The 18,877-nt window shown below is 65.1% G+C and carries 20 protein-coding genes and 1 tRNA gene; 8 read left to right on the top strand and 13 right to left on the bottom strand.

Going from position 1 to position 18,877, the window contains the following annotated elements; all coding sequences use genetic code 11:
* Positions 1-387 precede the first annotated feature (387 nt).
* Positions 388-1,152 (bottom strand): class I SAM-dependent methyltransferase, encoded by a 765-nt coding sequence (locus AC5Y4N_RS15410; protein ID WP_499911255.1) that lies wholly within the window; start codon positions 1,150-1,152, stop codon positions 388-390.
* 233 nt (positions 1,153-1,385) lie between these two features.
* Here AC5Y4N_RS15410 and AC5Y4N_RS15405 point away from each other — a divergent pair, with 233 nt between their 5' ends.
* A complete protein-coding gene (locus AC5Y4N_RS15405) occupies positions 1,386-1,889 on the top strand; it encodes a DUF2505 domain-containing protein (RefSeq protein ID WP_499911061.1) in 504 nt (167 codons plus the stop codon).
* A gap of 140 nt (positions 1,890-2,029) precedes the next feature.
* Here the strand turns inward: AC5Y4N_RS15405 and AC5Y4N_RS15400 are convergent, their stop codons facing one another.
* A complete protein-coding gene (locus tag AC5Y4N_RS15400) occupies positions 2,030-2,632 on the bottom strand; it encodes a class I SAM-dependent methyltransferase (RefSeq protein WP_499911063.1) in 603 nt (200 codons plus the stop codon).
* Positions 2,633-2,770: 138 nt separating this feature from the next.
* Here AC5Y4N_RS15400 and AC5Y4N_RS15395 point away from each other — a divergent pair, with 138 nt between their 5' ends.
* Positions 2,771-2,992: a hypothetical protein gene (locus tag AC5Y4N_RS15395; RefSeq protein ID WP_499911066.1), complete on the top strand. Its 222-nt coding sequence runs from the start codon at positions 2,771-2,773 to the stop codon at positions 2,990-2,992.
* Positions 2,993-3,156: 164 nt separating this feature from the next.
* Here AC5Y4N_RS15395 and AC5Y4N_RS15390 read toward each other — a convergent pair whose 3' ends face one another.
* Entirely contained in the window at positions 3,157-3,810 is a 654-nt protein-coding gene (locus AC5Y4N_RS15390) for a class I SAM-dependent methyltransferase (RefSeq protein ID WP_499911068.1), read from the bottom strand.
* Positions 3,807-4,754, bottom strand: coding sequence for an NAD(P)/FAD-dependent oxidoreductase (locus AC5Y4N_RS15385; protein ID WP_499911072.1), 948 nt, complete (start codon positions 4,752-4,754; stop codon positions 3,807-3,809). Before AC5Y4N_RS15385 ends, AC5Y4N_RS15390 begins: the two co-directional genes overlap by 4 nt.
* Positions 4,755-4,800: 46 nt before the next feature.
* On the opposite strand from AC5Y4N_RS15385, the gene AC5Y4N_RS15380 reads away from it, so the two are divergent.
* The 3 genes from AC5Y4N_RS15380 (at position 4,801) to AC5Y4N_RS15370 (ending at position 7,307) form a co-directional block, all read left to right on the top strand.
* Positions 4,801-5,376 carry a helix-turn-helix domain-containing protein gene (locus AC5Y4N_RS15380; RefSeq protein ID WP_499911074.1) on the top strand — a complete coding sequence of 192 codons (576 nt, stop codon included), beginning with the start codon at positions 4,801-4,803 and terminating at the stop codon, positions 5,374-5,376.
* Positions 5,377-5,490: 114 nt separating this feature from the next.
* Positions 5,491-6,225 (top strand): Type 1 glutamine amidotransferase-like domain-containing protein, encoded by a 735-nt coding sequence (locus AC5Y4N_RS15375; RefSeq protein ID WP_499911076.1) that lies wholly within the window; start codon positions 5,491-5,493, stop codon positions 6,223-6,225.
* 113 nt (positions 6,226-6,338) lie between these two features.
* Positions 6,339-7,307 carry a lytic transglycosylase domain-containing protein gene (locus tag AC5Y4N_RS15370; RefSeq protein ID WP_499911079.1) on the top strand — a complete coding sequence of 323 codons (969 nt, stop codon included), beginning with the start codon at positions 6,339-6,341 and terminating at the stop codon, positions 7,305-7,307.
* A gap of 197 nt (positions 7,308-7,504) precedes the next feature.
* Here AC5Y4N_RS15370 and AC5Y4N_RS15365 read toward each other — a convergent pair.
* From AC5Y4N_RS15365 to AC5Y4N_RS15345, 5 genes are all read right to left on the bottom strand, one after another.
* Positions 7,505-7,578 (bottom strand) — tRNA-Ile (locus tag AC5Y4N_RS15365).
* Positions 7,579-7,607: 29 nt separating this feature from the next.
* On the bottom strand, positions 7,608-8,417 hold the full coding sequence (locus AC5Y4N_RS15360; RefSeq protein ID WP_499911082.1) for a carboxymuconolactone decarboxylase family protein: 810 nt from the start codon (positions 8,415-8,417) through the stop codon (positions 7,608-7,610).
* Positions 8,418-8,458: 41 nt separating this feature from the next.
* The gene (locus AC5Y4N_RS15355; RefSeq protein WP_499911086.1) at positions 8,459-9,820 is read right to left on the bottom strand and encodes a metallopeptidase TldD-related protein; all 1,362 of its coding nucleotides are present in this window, start codon (positions 9,818-9,820) and stop codon (positions 8,459-8,461) included.
* Complete coding sequence (locus tag AC5Y4N_RS15350) at positions 9,817-11,334, bottom strand: TldD/PmbA family protein (RefSeq protein WP_499911089.1); 1,518 nt, start codon at positions 11,332-11,334, stop codon at positions 9,817-9,819. Before AC5Y4N_RS15350 ends, AC5Y4N_RS15355 begins: the two co-directional genes overlap by 4 nt.
* A gap of 28 nt (positions 11,335-11,362) precedes the next feature.
* A complete protein-coding gene (locus AC5Y4N_RS15345; protein ID WP_499911091.1) occupies positions 11,363-12,382 on the bottom strand; it encodes an esterase-like activity of phytase family protein in 1,020 nt (339 codons plus the stop codon).
* Here AC5Y4N_RS15345 and AC5Y4N_RS15340 point away from each other — a divergent pair.
* From AC5Y4N_RS15340 to AC5Y4N_RS15330, 3 genes are read left to right on the top strand one after another with little or no spacing between them, the layout of a single operon-like run.
* Complete coding sequence (locus AC5Y4N_RS15340; RefSeq protein ID WP_499911092.1) at positions 12,381-13,253, top strand: carbohydrate ABC transporter permease; 873 nt, start codon at positions 12,381-12,383, stop codon at positions 13,251-13,253. The genes AC5Y4N_RS15345 and AC5Y4N_RS15340 overlap by 2 nt on opposite strands.
* Positions 13,240-14,058 (top strand): carbohydrate ABC transporter permease, encoded by an 819-nt coding sequence (locus tag AC5Y4N_RS15335; protein WP_499911093.1) that lies wholly within the window; start codon positions 13,240-13,242, stop codon positions 14,056-14,058. Before AC5Y4N_RS15340 ends, AC5Y4N_RS15335 begins: the two co-directional genes overlap by 14 nt.
* 50 nt (positions 14,059-14,108) lie before the next feature.
* A complete protein-coding gene (locus AC5Y4N_RS15330; protein ID WP_499911097.1) occupies positions 14,109-15,335 on the top strand; it encodes an ABC transporter substrate-binding protein in 1,227 nt (408 codons plus the stop codon).
* Here AC5Y4N_RS15330 and vapC read toward each other — a convergent pair.
* The 4 genes from vapC to AC5Y4N_RS15310 all read right to left on the bottom strand — a co-directional run bounded on the left by vapC (position 15,332) and on the right by AC5Y4N_RS15310 (position 18,756).
* On the bottom strand, positions 15,332-15,604 hold the full coding sequence (vapC, locus tag AC5Y4N_RS15325; protein WP_499914490.1) for a type II toxin-antitoxin system VapC family toxin: 273 nt from the start codon (positions 15,602-15,604) through the stop codon (positions 15,332-15,334). The genes AC5Y4N_RS15330 and vapC overlap by 4 nt on opposite strands.
* Positions 15,605-15,725: 121 nt before the next feature.
* Complete coding sequence (locus AC5Y4N_RS15320; RefSeq protein WP_499911102.1) at positions 15,726-15,938, bottom strand: type II toxin-antitoxin system VapB family antitoxin; 213 nt, start codon at positions 15,936-15,938, stop codon at positions 15,726-15,728.
* A gap of 29 nt (positions 15,939-15,967) precedes the next feature.
* Positions 15,968-16,795: a CbiQ family ECF transporter T component gene (locus AC5Y4N_RS15315; protein ID WP_499911104.1), complete on the bottom strand. Its 828-nt coding sequence runs from the start codon at positions 16,793-16,795 to the stop codon at positions 15,968-15,970.
* On the bottom strand, positions 16,792-18,756 hold the full coding sequence (locus tag AC5Y4N_RS15310; protein WP_499911106.1) for an ABC transporter ATP-binding protein: 1,965 nt from the start codon (positions 18,754-18,756) through the stop codon (positions 16,792-16,794). Before AC5Y4N_RS15310 ends, AC5Y4N_RS15315 begins: the two co-directional genes overlap by 4 nt.
* Positions 18,757-18,877 lie beyond the last annotated feature (121 nt).

The raw sequence follows: 18,877 nt of genomic DNA, 5'->3' as shown, positions 1-18,877 counted from the left end.
GACGCTGGTCTCGCGATTCCAGAAATTGGCGCGGGCGTCAACAACAACTCTTTGATGTCAGACAACATCGTCGGAGGGTCGGGCCGGGTGGCCGCTTCGTCGCAGGTGACGCGCGGTTTTCTGGCGACCGATGCCAAATTCGGCACGGCAAAAGGAAGCCGGCAAAGCCCAGTTGTCGGTGGTCGGTAGAGGAATGCGGCTTCGCCGTAACACTTTTTGTCGGGGCCATGACGTCATACCCCGCCTAAGCAGGCGCGCCGGGTACCGCGAAGATGTCGCCACACGACCATCGGTGGCCGCGGCAGCATCGGTCGGGCCCAGCGCCGCCAGTACGGCAAAGTGAACCGGCATGTCTTTTTCCGCGCCGGGAGGCCACGAGTACGGCGGTCAGAACGCGAAGCGGAAGACCCGTAGGTGGTTTCGCGTCAGCGAAATCGCGTACTGGGCGTGGTACAGCAACCGTTGCCGCTTGAGTGGAATTTTGTCGAAGCCGGCGACAACAGGCTCCTGATCGACCAGTTTGAGGCGAGAATCCCAACGGGTGATCTCTTCGCCGTGCCGGGTGCCCCACTTGATCATTCCGGGCCGCGCAATTTTCGACATCCGCAGACCCCACTTCGACATCAGGTCCGCGAGCAATTCACCGCTGTCGAACCGGTCGACCAATCGGTGGAGCAGCTCTGCGATGTCGTCGGGGTTCAGGTAGACAAGAAGCCCTTCGGCGACGATCAATACCGGACCGCCCTCCGGTAAATCGTCGATCCACCCGGCATCGGTCACCGATGACCCAATCATTCGGTAAGTCTCAGATTCGGAATACAACTGGCGACGCATCGCAATCACTTGCGGCAGGTCGACGTCGAACCACCGCACACCTTCGGGTATTGCGAGTCGAAATGCGCGACTGTGCAAACCACACCCGAGATGGAGAACCACGGCATCGCGATGGTGGTTCAGGTAGTCGGTGGTCCAGGCATCCAATTGCGCGCCACGCAACGCCACGCCGAATTGATTACTCGTCGGACGGACGGCTCGATGGATACGCTCGAAGTCGTAGTCGATACGCGCGACGTCTCGTGCGGCGAAGTGATCGCCGAGAATTGGCCGCTCCAAACGGCTTTCGCACGCACGCAGGTAGAGCATGCAGAGCATCGTCCATTCCACCGATCCCCATTGGACCCACGTAAAGTCCACCTTGTCGCCGTGATCGTCGACGGGGTCGATCGGCCCCGGGGCTTCAGAACTTGTCAGAACTCTGCCCCTTCCTCACCGGCCCTCGACGGTGCAGGCTTTCGGTCGACTCAGCATAGGCCTCGTTTCGCCGGCGGTGGCCGCGTTCAGACTTTGATCACGCCGCAGGGCTGACAAGCGATAGCGTGGCCGGTATGCCACGGTCATTCGACTTCGCGATCGAGTCTCCGGCCAGCGTCGAACAGATCCATTCAGCCTTCTGCGAGGAGGAGTATTGGCGGGCGCGGATCGAGGCGTTCGGCGGTCGCAGCAGGCTGGAGTCGTTGAAGGTTGACGACGACGTTGGTGTCAACGTGGTCATCGTTCAGGACGCACACCACGAGGGGATTCCTAAACTCGTCGCGAAGTTCTATCCCAGTGAATGGCGCGTCGTACAGGAAGAGACGTGGAGCCCGGTCCGCGACGGCGTCGTACACGGCGAGGTGAGCATCGCAACGCACGGAGCGCCGGGATCCGGTTCCGGCACTGCGCTCCTGTCGCCAACACCCAACGGCTCGCGGCTGAGTTGTAAGGCCACCGTGGAGTTCAATGTCCCGCTGGTCGGCGGCAAGGTCGAAACCTTCATCGGCCGACAGTTGACCAAACAGTTTTCACTCATTCAGCGCTTCACCACCGAATGGATCAGCGAACACGCTTGACGGCGCTTGGCGCCTTTGGCTGCGCCTACTCGTCATACCCGTGGCGCGCCAAAGCCTTTCTCCACTGCTCTGCGCGCTCGTCGCGATGCATTCCGTCGAGTTGGCGTTCGAGTTCATCACGCGCCTGATTTTGTGTGTTGCTACTTCGTCTTGTGCCAGGCGATGGCGTATCGCCATAGTGGGAGCCGGCGCCACGTCATGCCCGGGAGCACCGTCGCGGCGGTCTGCTTGACCTCGATGTAGGTGTGCGGGAACTGCATCTGGACGGGGGCGTTGTGCTGCCAGAAGCCGCGGGTGCGGGAGTAGATCTGGTGCTGCACGACCCCTCCGGCATCGAAGGCGTAGTCAGGCAGGGTCGAGCTGCGGGCGCAGCCGATCACAACCAGGGTGCCGCCGGGGGCGGTGAGGTCCGCGAGGCGCTGCAGGCCAGCCGTCAGATCGGGGAAGTGATGGACGGTCGCGACGGCAGCCACAAGGTCGTAGTGCGCCTCGGGCAGGGCATGGGTGAGCACGTCGCCGACGATCCAGGTGATAGTGGCCGAGGTGCTGGATCGAGCGAGGTTGATGATGTCGGCGTCGGAGTCTATGGCGGTGACTTCGGGAATCTTTTCGGCGAGCCGAATTGCCAGCAGGCCGTCGCCGGTGCCGACGTCCAGAGCGGTGCGCGCGCTTGGTGGCACGGTGTCGAGAACGATGTCGTAGTAGTGGGTGTTGTGGTTCCACCGGTGTTGTTCGTTGCTCACCTGACCACTGTGGCACCCAGAAACGGGCACGGGGTCGCGCCGTGAAGCCTCCTGAAGGCGTCTGCGCTACGGTGTGGAGCTTTCTGTGGTGGTGTCGCCGCTGCGGGCGCGGGTCTGAGCCAGCCCCGCGGCCGCGATGTGCTGGGCGGTTTCGACTTGGTGCTGCGCTGGTTCTTGTCCGATGTCCGTCCGAAGTTCCCGGACTCGCCAGTGCTCTTCGCCGAGGAGTCCGGCGGCGCACTGCATCGTGGGACTATCCGCAGCCGGTTGCAGTATCTGATGCAGTTGGAGGGCCGCCCCGGTGACCGACCGGTTCAGCCCACACGCGCTGCGGCGGGCGTGCGCGACCCACAACTGTGAGCGTGGAGTGGATCTTGTTGCTATTCATCCGGCCGCCTTCGACTCGGTGTCACCCCGACGAATTCCTCAGCCACGCAGTTCTTTTCGGCCAGTTTCCGTACAGCCGCGCGCAACGCTTTGGCTATGGCGCTGAGGGACTGTGCGGCTGAAGCCGACATATGCGGTCAGGCTTTCACGGTTTTGCTGCTGCATTCTGGCACCCGTCGCAACAGGATTACGTTGTCTGTCATTGTGCCGGTCTGGCCCTTAGGTCCTACCGCCGACCGCGAAACAGATTCAGCCCGCAGCCGCTCCCACGTGTTGGGGTTGAGGGCCAGTGAGGCCAGCACCTCGTCAACGCTGGGAAAGCGGTGTTCGTGGGTTGGTGTCGGCGCCCAAGAGGGCGCGGCGCCATGGTCCACGATGAGCAACAGTCCTCCCGCGACGACCGCTTCCGCGGCGCGGCGTAGTACGTGCTCACGGTCAAGCCGCACGGGCGATTGGAGATACAGTGCTGTCACTAAGTCGAAGCTGCCGTCAGGGAAGCTGTCGGACAGATCGTGCTGCTGAAAATCGATGCGCCGCTCCACGCCCTGGTAAATCGCGTCGGTGGCGGCTCGTTCCAGCGCGGTATGCGAGACATCGACGGCAACGACACGCCAGCCTCGATGGGCGAGCCATATGGCGTCGGCGCCTTCTCCACAGCCGAGGTCGAGCGCATGGCCAGGTCGTAGCGGTTCGACCACTTCGACCAGCCAAGGGTTGACCCGTCCGCTCCAGACGCGGTCCCGCGCGCCATAGTGCTGCTCCCAAAATTGTTTCGCATCAAGGGTTGTCATGATGACTCCACTCCGGGCATGGGCAGCCCGACATCGTCGGCCAACAGGCTTTGCACCACCACCGCACCCGCCAGCGATCCGGATGCGACCGCGGCGGCCACCTGGGGCACCTGGGCGGTAAGGTCGCCCGCGGCAAAGACACCTGGTGCCGAAGTGCGGCACAGAGCATCGACGCTGATTCGCTGCGCGGTGAGCGGCGTCGGTTCGCCGAACTCGACACCGAGTTGCTCTGCCAGCGAAGACCGTTGGTGCAACGTTACGGCCACCATCAATCCGCGACGTTTCAGCGGCTGGCCATTGGCAAATAGGATCGCGACCAATTGCCCGTCGGCACTGAGGATTTCGGTCACTTGCCGCTCGTCGACGCCAACACCAGCGGCGGCCAGCCGCGCAAGATCGTCGTCTTCCAGATCGGCTGGCCCATCACTCAGCAGGATGATGTCATCGCTCCATCCGCGCAGCAGTAACGACGCGTGGACAGCCTGCTTGCCACGCGCCAGTACAGCCAACGGCTGATCGCGCACTTCCCATCCGTGGCAGTACGGGCAGTGAAAAACCGACGCACCCCACAGCGGCGCTAGCCCCCGGATGGACGGCGGCCGGTATTCCATTCCGGTGGCCAGCAACACGCGTCGGGTCCGCTCGCGCCGGCCGTCGGCCAACATCAGCTCGAAGACATCACCGGTGCGTGCGCCGGCGACGACCTCACCGGTGCGGTGTTCGACGCATGGATATGACGCGATTTCGCGCACGCCGGCGGCGTAGAACTCAGCTGGTGACCGGCCGTCATGGCCAAGCAGACCACCGATGCCGTGCGCGGCCAAATTGCTTTGTTCGCCAGCGTCGACTACCAGCGTGCGGCGACGGGCCCGGCCAAGCACCAGGCCCGCGCTGAGTCCGGCCGCACCGCCGCCGACGATGACGCAATCCCAAACGTTGTCCATGACCCGAGCTTGCCTGTGTCACTATCTATTGCCAAACTCTTTTGCTATGCAGGCAAAGAACGCAACTGACGTCGACGCCTTGGTTAGAAAACGGCTGCGTGAACTCCGCGTCCAGCAGGGCATGACCTTAGAAGAGGTCTCCGCCCGCGCCAACATCGACATCTCGACGTTGAGTCGGCTGGAATCGGGCAAGCGACGCCTCGCGCTGGACCATCTACCCAGGCTGGCCGAGGCACTGTCGGTCAGCACCGATGAGCTGCTGCGTGAACCCGAGGTCCCCGATCCACGAGTGCGCGCGAGCTCGCATACGCGCCATGGCATCACCTACTGGCCGTTGACCCGCAGCGGTGCTGCCGGCGGTCTACAGGTGTTCAAAGTTCGCGTAAGCATGCGGAGGCGTAAACCACCCGAACAATTACCCGTGCATCAAGGCCAGGAATGGATTTTCGTGCTAACCGGACGGCTGCGACTGATCCTCGGCGAACGTGACTTCAACATCACACCCGGCGAGGCCGTCGAATTCAGCACATGGACGCCGCACTGGTTCGGCGCCATCGACGGACCAGTCGAGGCCCTGATGATCTTCGGAGCGCATGGCGAGCGGCTCCATCTACACAGTTGACTGATTGGTGCGCTTCCGCACCGTTGAAATGGTGGCTTACCCAACCCCGCTTCGGTGACACACTTCGGTATTTGCAGTGGTACCCATGCGCCCGTTCGACGTTAGGGTGGGAGCATGTCGGCCACCGACGGACAAGGGACGGTGACTCGGTCGACGGCGCAGTTTCAACCGCTCTACCTACTGGCTGACAGCCAGCTGTTGTTTTGGAAGAGGCACGATCGCTTGCTCCTCGAGGCAGCCGTCGAGGGCCTGACCGGGGACACACCAGTAAGCGCCGCGTATATCGGTGCCTCCAACGGGGATCGCCTCGAGTTCTACGAGATCTTCGAGGCCGCGATGGACGCAATTGGAGTCGGCCAGCGCCGCATGATTCATTCATCGTTCGGCCCGAACGACCGCGCCTACTTGGAGAGGGCGCACCTCGTGGTGCTCGCGGGCGGCGATGTGCGCGTGGGTTGGAACATCTTCGAGAGAACCGGCATGAAAGACGTGATTGTCGGTCGATACTCGAAAGGGGCTGTGCTCGTAGGTATTTCGGCCGGGGCAATCCACCTCGGGCGCTACGGGATCATCGGGAACACAGAGTCGGGCACGACTGAGCTCATGGAAATGCTCAAGCTCGTGCCGCTGATCATCGACACGCACGACGAGCGAGACGATTGGGCGCGACTGTCGCGCGCGGTTCGATCGCTGGAGGGGACGGTCACCGGGCTGGGAATTCCCGCCGGAGGCGGAGTCGTCGTCCACCCAGACAACACCATCGAGCCGCTGCGCCAACCAGCCCACGAAATCCGCTTCGACGGCACCACCGTCACGCAGTCATTGTTGTGGCCGCACGAAGACGAATGATTGGTGAAAGCCATGTCGGTTCGGCTGATGAGTCACGACCTGATACGAGACACTCGCGGCACGCGAAGTGGTCCCAACCGTAGACCACTTCAGGAGGCCGGGAAGTGGCGACAATGAGCCGTAAGCGCGCGATCCGGCACACCGCAGCGCTTCTCGTGATCGCCATGCTTGCTCTGGTCGGCTGCTCCGACGGCGACACCGCCACACCGTCTGCCTTGAACACGAAAGGCACCAGAGCGACCACGTCGGTGGCTGCGCCGGCGCCGGCCGCCGACCGTGTGCCGATGATGTCATCGGAGCCCGCGCAGATAGCGGATGATCTTGTGGCCGACGAGCAGGTGCTTCGCAACCCCTCTTCGCCCGAGACCACGATGACGGCTGCAGCGCGCCGGCAGCAAGTGGCCTACCGGCTTCTCGGCCGTCATCCCGAGTGGGATGCATTGGTGCACAGTAGGATTCCGGACGCGCTTCGGGAGAGCTACGACCGCAACGTCGACGCGCGAAGGCAACTCAGTGCGATGAGCCAGCCGAAAGACACGCTGCCCGCATGGCGCATCGACCCGCCGACCCCGGCCGATGAGCTGCTCGGCTACTACCGCGACGCGCAGAGAGCCACGGGCGTGGGCTGGAACTACCTGGCGGCCATCCACCTAATCGAGACGGCCTTCGGTCGAGTGGCCGGAATCAGCACCGCCGGTGCGCAAGGTCCCATGCAGTTCATGCCATCGACGTTCGCCGTCTATGGCGATGGCGGCGACATCCTCTCGCCGCATGACAGCATCATCGCGGCCGGGCGCTTCCTCGCCGCGCACGATTTCGCTGACGACCGGGATGCGGCGCTGTACCGATACAACAACTCGCATCAGTATGTGCGCGCGGTCGACGATTACGCAGAGGTGCTAGCAGCCGACCCGAGCGCGTTCGCCGGCTATCACCGATGGGACGTTTACTACAACACCAGCGCCGGCGACGTACTACTGCCCGCTGGTTATTCGGCGACCTCACCGATCCCGGTCGGGGAGTACTTAACGGCGCACACGGAACGTTCTCTGCGACAAGGTGTCAACGCTCAGCCGAAGTAGCTACCCCACTTGCTGGGCCGGAGCATCGGCTCGGCCGGCGCCGCATGCCGCGCCGAACGTGACCCCAGTGCGACGACACGCCGACGACGGGGTCCGTCAGTTCACGTTCGCGGAAGCACTTCACGTGAGATTTGGCCGCTGAGCTAGCGCGATCGCACGTCGCAGCCGCGTATAGCGGCGTTCTGCAATTCGGGTCGTGGGGCGGGCGGGGCTCGAACCCGCGACCAACGGATTATGAGTCCGCGGCTCTAACCAACTGAGCTACCGCCCCGGTGATCCGGCACCATCGTAGGCACGGGCTCACGCGAACTGCGTCCGGCCGTCTCCCAGTATTCGATACTGCTCTGTGCCTTCTGCTACCCGCGGCGCATCGGCCGCCATCGCAACCGCGATCTTGTTGCTGGCGTTGCGCATAACGTCGAACGTCAGCTCTACCGCCTCAGCCTCCGAGAAATGCTCGAGCACCCCTTGAGCGACAGATTGTGGGATATTCCACGGCGACCAGATCAGCGCGTCGACATACCGAAGCGCAGCCTTCTGCGCATCACTCAGTCGCGCGGAGGCCTCGTAAAGCTCGATGTCGCCATACAGGTCCTCCGATCCGCCGGCTTCCAACGCCGTCGCCTCCCGCAGCGAGTTGCACAGCCGGCAACGGTGCGCCGCGGCGCCGCGCAAGCGGACAACTTCCGACGTCACGGGATCGAGCGCAGTCAGCCGTGCTACCGCCGGTAAGAAACGGTTGAACACTGCGTCAGCCGGATCCGTCGCAGCGTCCCAAGGAAGAACGGGAAGCGCATCGTCAACGCCGAGGGACCGCAGACCCGCCAGTACCCGAGGCGCGAAGTCCGCGACATACATCAACACCACTGCACCAAAAGCGTTGCGCCCGAGCCGCGTTGTCAGGTCCTCCCGCTGCGCGTCGCTTATCTGCGACACGTCGACGCTGAATTGCTCCGCGAAGTCGACCACCGCCGCATCCGAACCCGCCGGCACCGGCGCAGGCAGCGGCGGCAGTCGCAACACCGACGCGCACGTCTGCCGAACCAAGGCGTTGATCGGCCCGAGAGGCCCGTCCGGCGCCAGCGCAATCAACCGCCCGAACTCTGCCATCACAGAGCAGACGCTACGCCGACAGCACAAGCCCCGGAGCTCTACTGCGCCTGGCTCACGCTGGACATGTAGAAGTCGGGAATCAGCAACGGCGGCATGGCCGCGCGGGTGACGTAGTCGCCCCACTCGCGCGGCAGCGTCAACTCCGTCGCCCCGACCGCGGTGGCCCGTCCCAACAGATCAAGCGGGCTTTCGTTGAACCTGAAGTTGTTCACCGCTGCGGACACCTTGCCGTCCTCGACCAGATACACGCCGTCGCGAGTCAGCCCGGTCATCAGCAGCAGAGTCGGGTCCACCATCCGGATATACCAAATGGTCGTCAACAGCAGCGCCCGTTCCGTTTGCGCGACCATGTCGGACAGGGAGACGTCGCCGCCCGTCATCACCAAGTTGTCCGCGGGCACCGCCACGGGTGCGTCGAACTCCTGGGCAGCCGCCCTCGGATAGGCCAGCGCATTGATCACGCCGTCGCGCAGCCAGTCGACGCGTTCGATGTCGAGCCCGTTGTCGAAGACCGAGACCGTTTCCGACGACGTGGACGTCGCGACGAACGGCCGGCACTGCAGACGTTCCACCGACGGATCCGAGTACATGGTCAGCGGCAACTGGGTCAACCGCTCCCCCACGCGCGTCCCACCGCCAGGCGCCGAAAACGCGGTACGCCCCTCCTGCGCACCGCGGCCTTCCATCGCCCAGCCCATGAAGATCATGAAGTCGGCGACCGCCGACGGCGGCAGCAATGTCGGATACCGGCCGGCCGGCAGCGAAACCGTGCGCCGCGACCATCCCAGCCGGGTGGACAAATCCTCGAGCAGCTGGTCTGTCGGCACGTTGAGGAAATCCGGCGTGCTCACTCCAGCCCACGCGCTCGCTCCGTCGCGTTTGGCGTTGATTTCCACTGAACCCGTCGGCTGCGTGAAGCGTCGCCGCACACCCGTCGACGTCGCGAGAAAGGTCGTCGCCACCTCGTGGCGGGCGAACCCGTACAGCGTGTCGGGGCCGCGGAAACCCCGTGACAGCGACGCCGCCAGCGCTCCGAAGACCTCCGGCCCGGTCGCCGGCACAGCCAGATCCCAGTCGCCCGGGGCGTTCGACCCGGTGACCAGCGGCGCATTGTCGCGTGCCTCCGGTGCAGACCGCGCGATGTCTTCGCTCGCCGCCACCACATCCCGGATCACCTCCGGGTCGACCTCGCTGGTTTCGACGGATCCCACGTGCGCCCTGTCGAAGTCACGCACGATCGAAATCACCGCCAGCGAGCGGGCGGTCGAGACGCCGTTGGTGGTCATCGAGCTGTTCGCCCACCGCAGCGACGCCTCCGAGCGGTCCGTGACGATCACGATCGTCTCGTCGGCCTTCGCGGCGGCCAGCGCCTCGTCGACCACCTTCTGCGCGGCGATCAATGCCCGGCCTCGGTCATCGTGTTGAGCACTCGCACCCCACGGAACAGCGTCGCGGGGCAGCCGTGGCTGACCGCGGCCACCTGGCCAGGCTGCGCCTTGCCGCAGTTGAACGCACCGCCCAGCTGCCACGTCGACTCGCCGCCGACCGCCTCCAGCGACCCCCAAAAGTCTGTGGTGGTGGCTTGATAAGCGACGTCGCGGACCTGCCCCGCCAGCTTGCCATTGCGGATCGCCCAGAATCTCTGGCCGGTGAACTGAAAGTTGTAGCGCTGCATGTCAATTGACCATGACTTGTCGCCGACGATGTAGAGGCCGTCGTCCACCCGGGAGATCAAATCCTCGGTGGACAGATCCTCCGGCCCAGGCTGCAGCGACACGTTGGCCATGCGCTGGATCGGCACATGATGCGGCGAGTCGGCATAGCTGCAGCCGTTGGATCGTTTCTGTCCCAGCCGCGGCGCGAACACTCGGTCGAGTTGGTAGCCGACGAACACCCCGTCACGCACCAAGTCCCAGTTCTGCGCGGCCACGCCGTCATCGTCGTATCCGACCGTTGCCAAGCCGTGGTCGACGCAACGGTCGGCGGTCACATTCATCACCGGCGACCCGTAGCGCAGCGTGCCCAGCTTGTCTGGTGTGGCGAACGACGTGCCGGCGTAGGCGGCCTCGTATCCGATCGCGCGGTCGTATTCGGTGGCGTGGCCGATGGATTCGTGAATGGTCAGCCACAAGTTGGTCGGGTCGATCACCAAATCCGTCGGACCGGGCGCGACGCTGGGCGCCTTCACTTTCTCCGCCAGCAGCGGCGGAATCTCGGCCAGCTCCTGCGACCAATTCCAGATCGAGTCGTCGACGACGGCTTCCCAGCCGCGCGCGGTGGGCGGGGCTAACGTGCGCATGGAGTCGAAGCTGCCGGCGGCCGCATCGACGGCCACCGCCTCCAGCACCGGCATCACGCGCAGCCGCTGCTGGGTGATCGACGACCCGTACACGTCGGCGTAAAAGGTCTGCTCCTTGACGCCGATGAACCCGGCATACACGTGATCGACACCGTCGGCGGAGATCAGCCGGTCCGAATACTCCCTGAGCACCCCGATTTTGTCGTTCGTCGGCATCGCAAACGGGTCCACTTCATACGACGACACCCACTCGACGTCGCGGTAGACGGGTTCGTCGGCGAGCCGGACGGTTTCGGCGTTGAGCGCCCGCAGCGTGCGGGCCACCTGCACCGCGCGGCGTGCCGTCTCGGCAGCCACCTCGGGCGCAAGCTCGGCATGCGAGGCGAATCCCCAGGTGCCGTCGACGATCACCCGGACCGCCAACCCGATTTCACGCTTGGTCACCGAGGTCTCCAACCGCGCGTCACGCAGATGGATCGTCTCGGTGGTGAGCCGATGGATGCGCAGGTCGGCATGGCTGGCGCCCGCCTCGGTGGCCGCGCTCAACGCGGCATCTGCCAGTTCGTGACGGGGCAAGACCAGAAAGTCGTCGTCGATTCCCCCGCTGGCTGACACGGCTATACCGTAACGGGTCCGCCGGCGCTCACATACGGAAGGCCAAGATCTGCGTGACCTGCCGTGGGTTGAAGTTGTTGTCCGACACCAGCACAAGCGATCGGTGCCCGTCGGGCAGATCCGGCCCCAGCGTGATGCCTTCGATGTTGTCGAGCGGCGGCACACCTGCCGTGGCCGACAGGTCGGCCATCAGGGTCTTGGTCATCGGTTTGGAGACACCGGGCAGCGACGGGCGATCGAGCACGTTGTCTGCGCCCCCCACCTCCGCGCGATAGACCCGCGCCACGTTCGAGTTGCCGTGGGAACGCTCGACCGTCAGAAAAGTGTCCTCGTCGAGGGCGACGAGCGCGGTCAAACCCGTGGGATCTCCCGACGGCGCAGCAATCGGATCGAGCGGATACGCGTACTGCGCGACGGCCTGGCGGGTGGTGACGTCGAACTCGGTGATCCGGGTCAGCGCCCCTGCAGTCTCAGTGGGTGGCTCGCCGTCGTTGCGGCCGGGATGCTCCATCGCCGCCCACACTCGTGTTCCACTGGGAGTGACGGTCAGGCCTTCCAGGCCGGCGTTGAACCGCGGCTGCACGGTCGGCGGCACCGCGAACTTCCCGCGGTTGGTTCCGTCGAGCCCGGCGACCCGGATCGACGGCTCGTCCTCGTTTGACCAGAACAGCTGCTGATGCTGGCGGTCGAACGCGATGTCCTCCGCATCGGCTCGCCCCGGCACGCCCTGCAGGCCGACGACATCGACGATCGTCGCGTCAATAGCGTTGCCGCTGAATGTGATTCGCATTGTATAGAACCGGGCGTGGGACTTGTCGTTGCTGATGGCGTAGTACAGCTGGCGGTCAGGGTCGTAGCTGATGCCCGACAGCCCACCCACGGTCGTGTCGTGGAACTGCAAACCCGTCCTGAACGTCGCGCCGCCCACGAACTCGAGCAACGCGGGACGGTCGTGGACTTCTAGTGGCGCCGCCGCACACGCCGTCGCCACGAAAGCGAGGGCGATAATCGTCGGGCGCAGCATCGCTGCCAGGCTAATATCTGCCATGCCTCGTCGGCGCCTTCGCACTACCGCACTGCCGTACGCGCTGCTGGCGCCCAGCCTGTTCGGGGTCGCGGTGTTCTTGCTGCTGCCCATGTTCGTGGTGGCGTGGTTGAGTTTTCAGCGCTGGGATCTGCTCGGACCAATCCGCTTTGTCGGACTGGACAATTGGCGCTCGGTGCTCACCGACGGGACGTTCGGCAACTCGTTAGCGGTGACCGCGGCCTTCGTCGCATTGGTGGTGCCGGTCCAAAGCGTACTCGGACTGTTCGCGGCGTCGCTGCTTGCTCGCGGCCTGCCGGGCACCGCGTTCTTCCGCACGGTGTATGTGGTGCCGTGGATCTGCGCACCGATCGCGATTGCCGTGCTGTGGCGCTGGCTGTTGGCGCCCACCGACGGGGCCGTCAATACCCTGCTGGGCCGGCGGGTGGAGTGGCTCACCGATCCTGGGCTGGCACTTCCGGTGGTGTCGGCGGTGACGGTGTGGACCAACGTCGGCTATCTCACGCTGTTCTTTCTCGCTGGCATCCTGGCCATTCCCGAGCAGATTCACCACGCGGCCCGGCTTGACGGCGCCAACGCATGGCAGCGCTTCTGGAGAATCACCCTTCCTCTGCTGCGGCCGACCCTTTTCTTCGTGGTGGTGACCGGAATCATCAGCGCGGCACAGGTTTTCGACACTGTCTACGCACTCACCGGCGGTGGCCCTCAGAACCGCACCGACCTCGTCGCGCACCGAATCTACGTCGAGGCCTTCGGTGCCGCAGCTGTCGGCAGAGCCGCGGTGATGGCGCTGCTGCTGTTCGTGATTCTGGTCGGTGCGACGGTCGCGCAGCACTTCTATTTCCGACGGCGGATCAGCTATGACCTCGCGTAGCCGCGACGCCGCCGTCTACGTGTTCCTGGCCGTCGGTGCGGTGATCACGTTGGTCCCGTTCGTCTTCGCGCTACTGACCGCCTTCACGCCACCGCATCAGTTTGCAACGGGCACGCCGCTGGGCCTGCCACGACGGCCCACGCTGGCGAACTACACCGCTCTGGGCGACGCCGGATTCGGCCGCGCGACGGTAGTCACGGCGTTGATGACCGCCGTTGTCGCCTTGAGCCAATTGACCTTCTCGGTGCTGGCGGCTTACGCCTTCGCCAGACTCCCGTTTCGCGGTCGTGATGTCCTGTTCTGGATATATTTGGCCACACTGATGGTGCCGCCGACGGTGACAATCGTGCCGCTGTATCTGATGATGGCCCAGGCCGGCTTGCGCAACACATTCTGGGCGTTGGTACTGCCCTTCATGTTTGGTTCGCCGTACGCGATCTTCCTTCTGCGCGAGTACTTCCGGACGATCCCGGCCGATCTGATCAACGCAGCCCGCCTCGATGGTGCCACCACACTCGATGTCCTGGTGCACGTCGTGGTTCCGGCAAGCAAGCCGATCCTCGCCACACTGACACTGATTACGGTTGTCTCGCAATGGAATAGCTTCATGTGGCCGCTAGTGATCACCAGCGGACCGACGTGGCGGGTGCTGACCGTGGCCACCGCCGGATTGCAGACACAGTACAACGCGCAGTGGACCCTGGTAATGGCCGCGACCACCCTGGCGATTGTTCCGCTGATCGTGGCGTTCGTGGCAGTCCAGCGCCACATCGTCCGCTCGATCATCGTCACGGGCCTGAAGTGATTGTGGGCGTTAAGTTTTCGACGGCGGTCGCGCTGACGATGGTGGCCGTGATGGCAGCGCTTCTGGGTGTCGCACTGATCATCGGTCGCAACGACCAGCCGGCCGGACACACCGTGGTCACGGTGCGACTGTGGGATCAGCAGGTGGCGCAAGCGTATCGCCGCTCGTTCGACGAGTTCACCCGCCGCCACCCCGGCATCGAAGTCCGGCTCGACGTCGTGGCGTTTGCCACCTACTTCGACACATTGCGCACTGACATAGCGGGTGGCGGCGCCGACGACATCTTCTGGATCAACAACGCCTACTTCGCGCCGTACGCCGACAGCGGCCGGCTCGTGCCGATCACCGACTCGACCACCAAATGGGAACCATCGGTGGTCGAGCAGTTCACTCGCCGCGGCACGCTATGGGGCGTTCCGCAGCTGACCGACGCCGGAACCGCGTTGTACTACAACGCTGACCTGCTCGCCGCGGCCGGCGTCGACCCCGCCGCGCTGGACACCTTGCGGTGGAGTCCCGACGACACCGACGACACGCTGCGCCCGATGCTGCGGCGGCTTACCGTCGGCGCCCGCCAATGGGCGTACAACGCCGCCAACGACCTTCAGGGCATCTACCTCAACTACATCGGCTCGGCGGGTGGGGTGTTCTCGGTCGAAGACCGATTCGCGTTCGACAACCCCCAGGCCGCTGACGCCTTCCGCTACCTGGTGCGGCTGATCAACGTCGACAAGGTCGCCCCGCCGGCCTCCGACACCAACGACAACGGCGACTTTTCACGCAACATGTTCTTGCAGGGCCGCATGGCACTGTTCCAGTCCGGTACCTACAACCTCGCCCAGATCGCAGCCAATGCGCCGTTCCGTTGGGGAGTCGCAATGATGCCTGCGGGGCCGGTCGGCAGGGTGAGCGTCACCAATGGGATTGCGGCAGCGGGTAATGCGGCATCACCACATTCGGACGCCGTGGGCGCGGTACTGGCGTGGATGGGCAGCGCCGACGGCAACGCCTATCTCGGCGATACCGGTGCTGCGGTCCCGGCGGTGCTGACCGCACAGCACACCTACTTCGAGCACTGGGCCGCCGAAGGTGTCGACGTCGCACCGTTCTTCGACGTGCTGCGCGGACGGCGCATCCTTGCACCCGGCGGCGCGGGCTTTGCGGCCGGATTCGAGGCTCTCAAACCGTATTTCGACGAGATGTTTTTGGGACGGCTCGATGTCGACAGGGCGCTTGCACAGGCTCAAGCAGCAGCCAACGCCGCGGCCGACCGTTAGTAGCGCTTAGCCGAGAGCGGCGTGATCGATGCGATCACGTCAAAGTCTGCGTCACGGTGGACGAGCTGTGCCTCATGCCGGATTGCAACCGCCGCGACCAGACAATCATTGGGGCTGCGAACGGGCCGGCCTGCGTGACGCGCGGCCCGACAGATGGACGCAGCCGCTCGATAATCCACCGAGGGCTCCACCCTCAGCGAGGCTAGGCCATTGACCAGTCGTTCAAGCTGCTCGGCATTCGCGTCGGTGGCTCCGGCCAAGATCTCCATCGCCACCGGCTCGCACATCGCGACATCCCGTGCGCGCCGGGCCAGCAAATTCCGGACGTGAGCGCAGCATCCGAACCAGTCGCGCGAAAATACTCGATCCACGCTGACGTATCGATGAGGATCACGAAAGGTGTGCCGGCGGCTCGCTTCTCATATCAGCGAGGTCGCCTTCCCATCCGACGCCTTCCAAGCCGAGAAGGAACTCCTTCGTCAGCGGAATGCCGACCAGACGGCGCAACGCAAGATCGACGGCTTCCCGCTTGGTCGTCACCCCGAAGCGCCGCATCACTTCTTCAACCAAAGTGTCGTCGAGCTCGATATTTGTCCGCGACATACACCAATATCACACATGCCATACACCAGCTAGAACCTGGTGGAACCCAGGATCACATCGCTTGCGATCGTTGCGGCCGACACCGCCGCGACGGTCAACAGCGCCATTGCATCCGGCCAGCGTGGGCGCGATGGGGCAGCCGAGATCTGACCGGTGCCGCCGCGTGCCGCGATTGCATCGCCCATCTCGTCTGCCCGACGCAGTGCGACCGTGATAGCCGCGGTGATCATGTCGATCACCTCGTCGCGCCACCAGCGTCGTTTCGCCCGGCGGCTCGACAGCGTCGGACGTGGCCGAAGCCTGCGGGCCGCATACAGCGTGCGGAATTCGTCGATCAACATGGGAAAGGCCCGCAACGCCAGGCCGAGCGCGGCGGCCCACTCGTCGACCGGGATACGCAGCCAGCGCAGCGGCCGCCCGAGCGTGGCGACCGCCGGTGCCACGTCGGCGACGTTGGTGGTCCACGACACCATGCCGCCGATACCCAGCAACACAATCGACAACGCCGTGATCCGCAGGAAGTACAGCAGACCGCCGAATCCCACTGCCGCCGAACCGATGTGGATATCCGGCGACCCGCCGCCGAGCGCCGCGGTGACGCCGCCGATAGCGAGCAGGATCCACAGCCATCGCGGAATCGTCGGCAACGCCGTGCGAGGGATCCGGGCGATCCGCGCGGCGGCCAACACCAGCGCTGCCACGAGAAGTATCGGCACCCAGCCCGGATAGAACGTGAGCAGTACCGAAATACCGAATGCGGCAATCAATTTTGTGCCCGCCCACAACTCGTGTATGGCCGATGTGCCCGGAATCGGGCGCAGCAGTACCACGGGTCGGCGTTGCGTCGGCGTACTCATGCGGCGCCTCCGGCCGTCGTCGAGGCGGGATGAATCGAGCCGTCGTGCAGATGAACCGTGCGCGGACACAGGTCTTCCAGCCCGGCGAAGTCGTGCGAAATCACGATCACGGTCAGCCCCGTGCGGCGACGCAAGCCCTCGAGCAGCCGCAGCAGCCCACGCTGGCTTTCTGCATCCACCCCGGCCAGTGGCTCGTCGAGGATCAAGGCGCGCGGTGACCGCGCGAGCAATCCGGCCAACACCACACGACGCATCTGCCCGCCGCTGAGCTGGTCGATGTGTCTGCCTGCCAGCGACGCGTCCAACCCCACGTCCGCCAGCGCGGCCACCACCCGGTCGGTGTCATCGAGTGCGAAACCCGCCGCCGATGCCACCTCGTGGTCGACACGGCCGCGCATCAACTGCAGCCGCGCGGCCTGAAACGACATCGCCACCGCACCCACCTGGTCGCTGACGGGCCTGCCGTCGAGCAGACAGCTCCCCGACGTCGGCATGGTCAGCCCCGCCATGATCCACGCGAGCGTCGACTTGCCCGACCCATTGCCACCGTGGATAAGCAGACCATCGCCCTCGTGGACGTCGAACGTCACATCGCGCAAAGCTGTTGTGGCCCAAGGCGTTCCACTAGCGTATTCGTGACCCACGCCGTCCACTTCGATCACCGCGGCACCCGACCGCGCGTCGGGCGGCGGTGACGCTCCCGGCGCGGCCGCCAGTTCCACCATCTCGGTGTTGTCGCTACTTCCTGCAGCGAGATTGACGACGCGCTCGGCGGAGTCGGCTTCGTTGTTGTAGTGGGTGATGTGCACTAGCGCCATCCGATGACGTTCCCGCAGCCCCGCGAGAAGCCGAAGCAGTGCGTCGCGGCCGGGCTGGTCGACCATGCTGGTCACCTCGTCGGCGATCAGCAGTGACGGCTCCCGTGCGAGCGCGGCCGCCAGCGCCAACCGCTGCAGCTCACCACCTGAGAGCCCGCCGGTGTCGCGCTCGGCCAGCCCGTCCAGCCCTACCTCGGCGAGCAACTTGTCCACGTCGATGTGCTGACCGGGCGGCAAGCCCCACACGACGTCGTCGGCGACGCGGGTGCCGAGCACCTGGCTTTCCGGATGCTGCATCACCACGGCGGTGCCGCCCACCTTGCCAAGCCCGACGGCGCCGGCCCGCTCGACGGTGCCCGATGTCGGCGGCTGGCCGGCCAACACCAGCATCAGTGTGGTCTTGCCCGAACCGTTCACACCGGTGACCGCGATGTGTTCGCCCGGTTCGACGGTCAGCGTCACGGGGCCCAGCGCGTCGTGATCGGTGTCGGGATAGCGGAACGTGACGTCGTGCAGCCGCACCGGCAGGGGCGCGACCGGGCCCGGATCGTCGGGGAGGTCCAGTTTCTGGATTTCGGAGACACCGGCGAGCCGGGTCAGCACGTGCGACAGCGCCCACCAGCCGATCAGCGTGACGACCACGATGGCGAGCACCGAGGAGCCGCCGAACACCCACGGCCAGTACGCCAGCACCGTGGCGAACGCCTGCCGAAGCCAGTTCGCGACAGGATCCATGTACGGCACGTGGGACAGGAACCGGGCCAGCCCGTTGACGTTGGCGGTCATCGACTCGAAGACCAGAGTCCGCAGCCGCGACAGCACCAGCAGCCCACCGACGCTCACCGCGCCAGCCAGCAGGCCGGCGCACAGCGCCACGACGACGACCGTCGGGGTGCCTCTGCCCTTGCGTTTGACCAGCCCTATCAGCGCACCGATGTAGGCGCACTGGACAACCGTCATCATCCCGCCCATTCCGGCGACGAGAAAAGCGATCAGCCCGCCGGCGATGGTGGCCGCGAACAGCACGCGGATGCGATACCGATAGGCGAGCAACCCCATCGGGACGGTGCCCAGCAGCGACAGCCCGGCCGCGAACGGCACGACGACGGCGATGATCGCCGTGGCCGCCGACAAGGCGGCCATGACGGATGCTTGAGCAAGCTCTCCAGGCCGGAGGCGCCCACGCCGCGGCCTGAGTCGCTCCGCCTGCGGCCCGATCCCTCGCACTTCTCGATTCTGCCAGTCGGGTTTGACGCGCTGTGAA

The organism is Mycobacterium sp. NGS19, assembly GCF_059813155.1.
The sequence above is the reverse complement of the archived record's forward strand: the minus strand, read 5'-3'. Positions and strand labels throughout refer to the sequence as shown.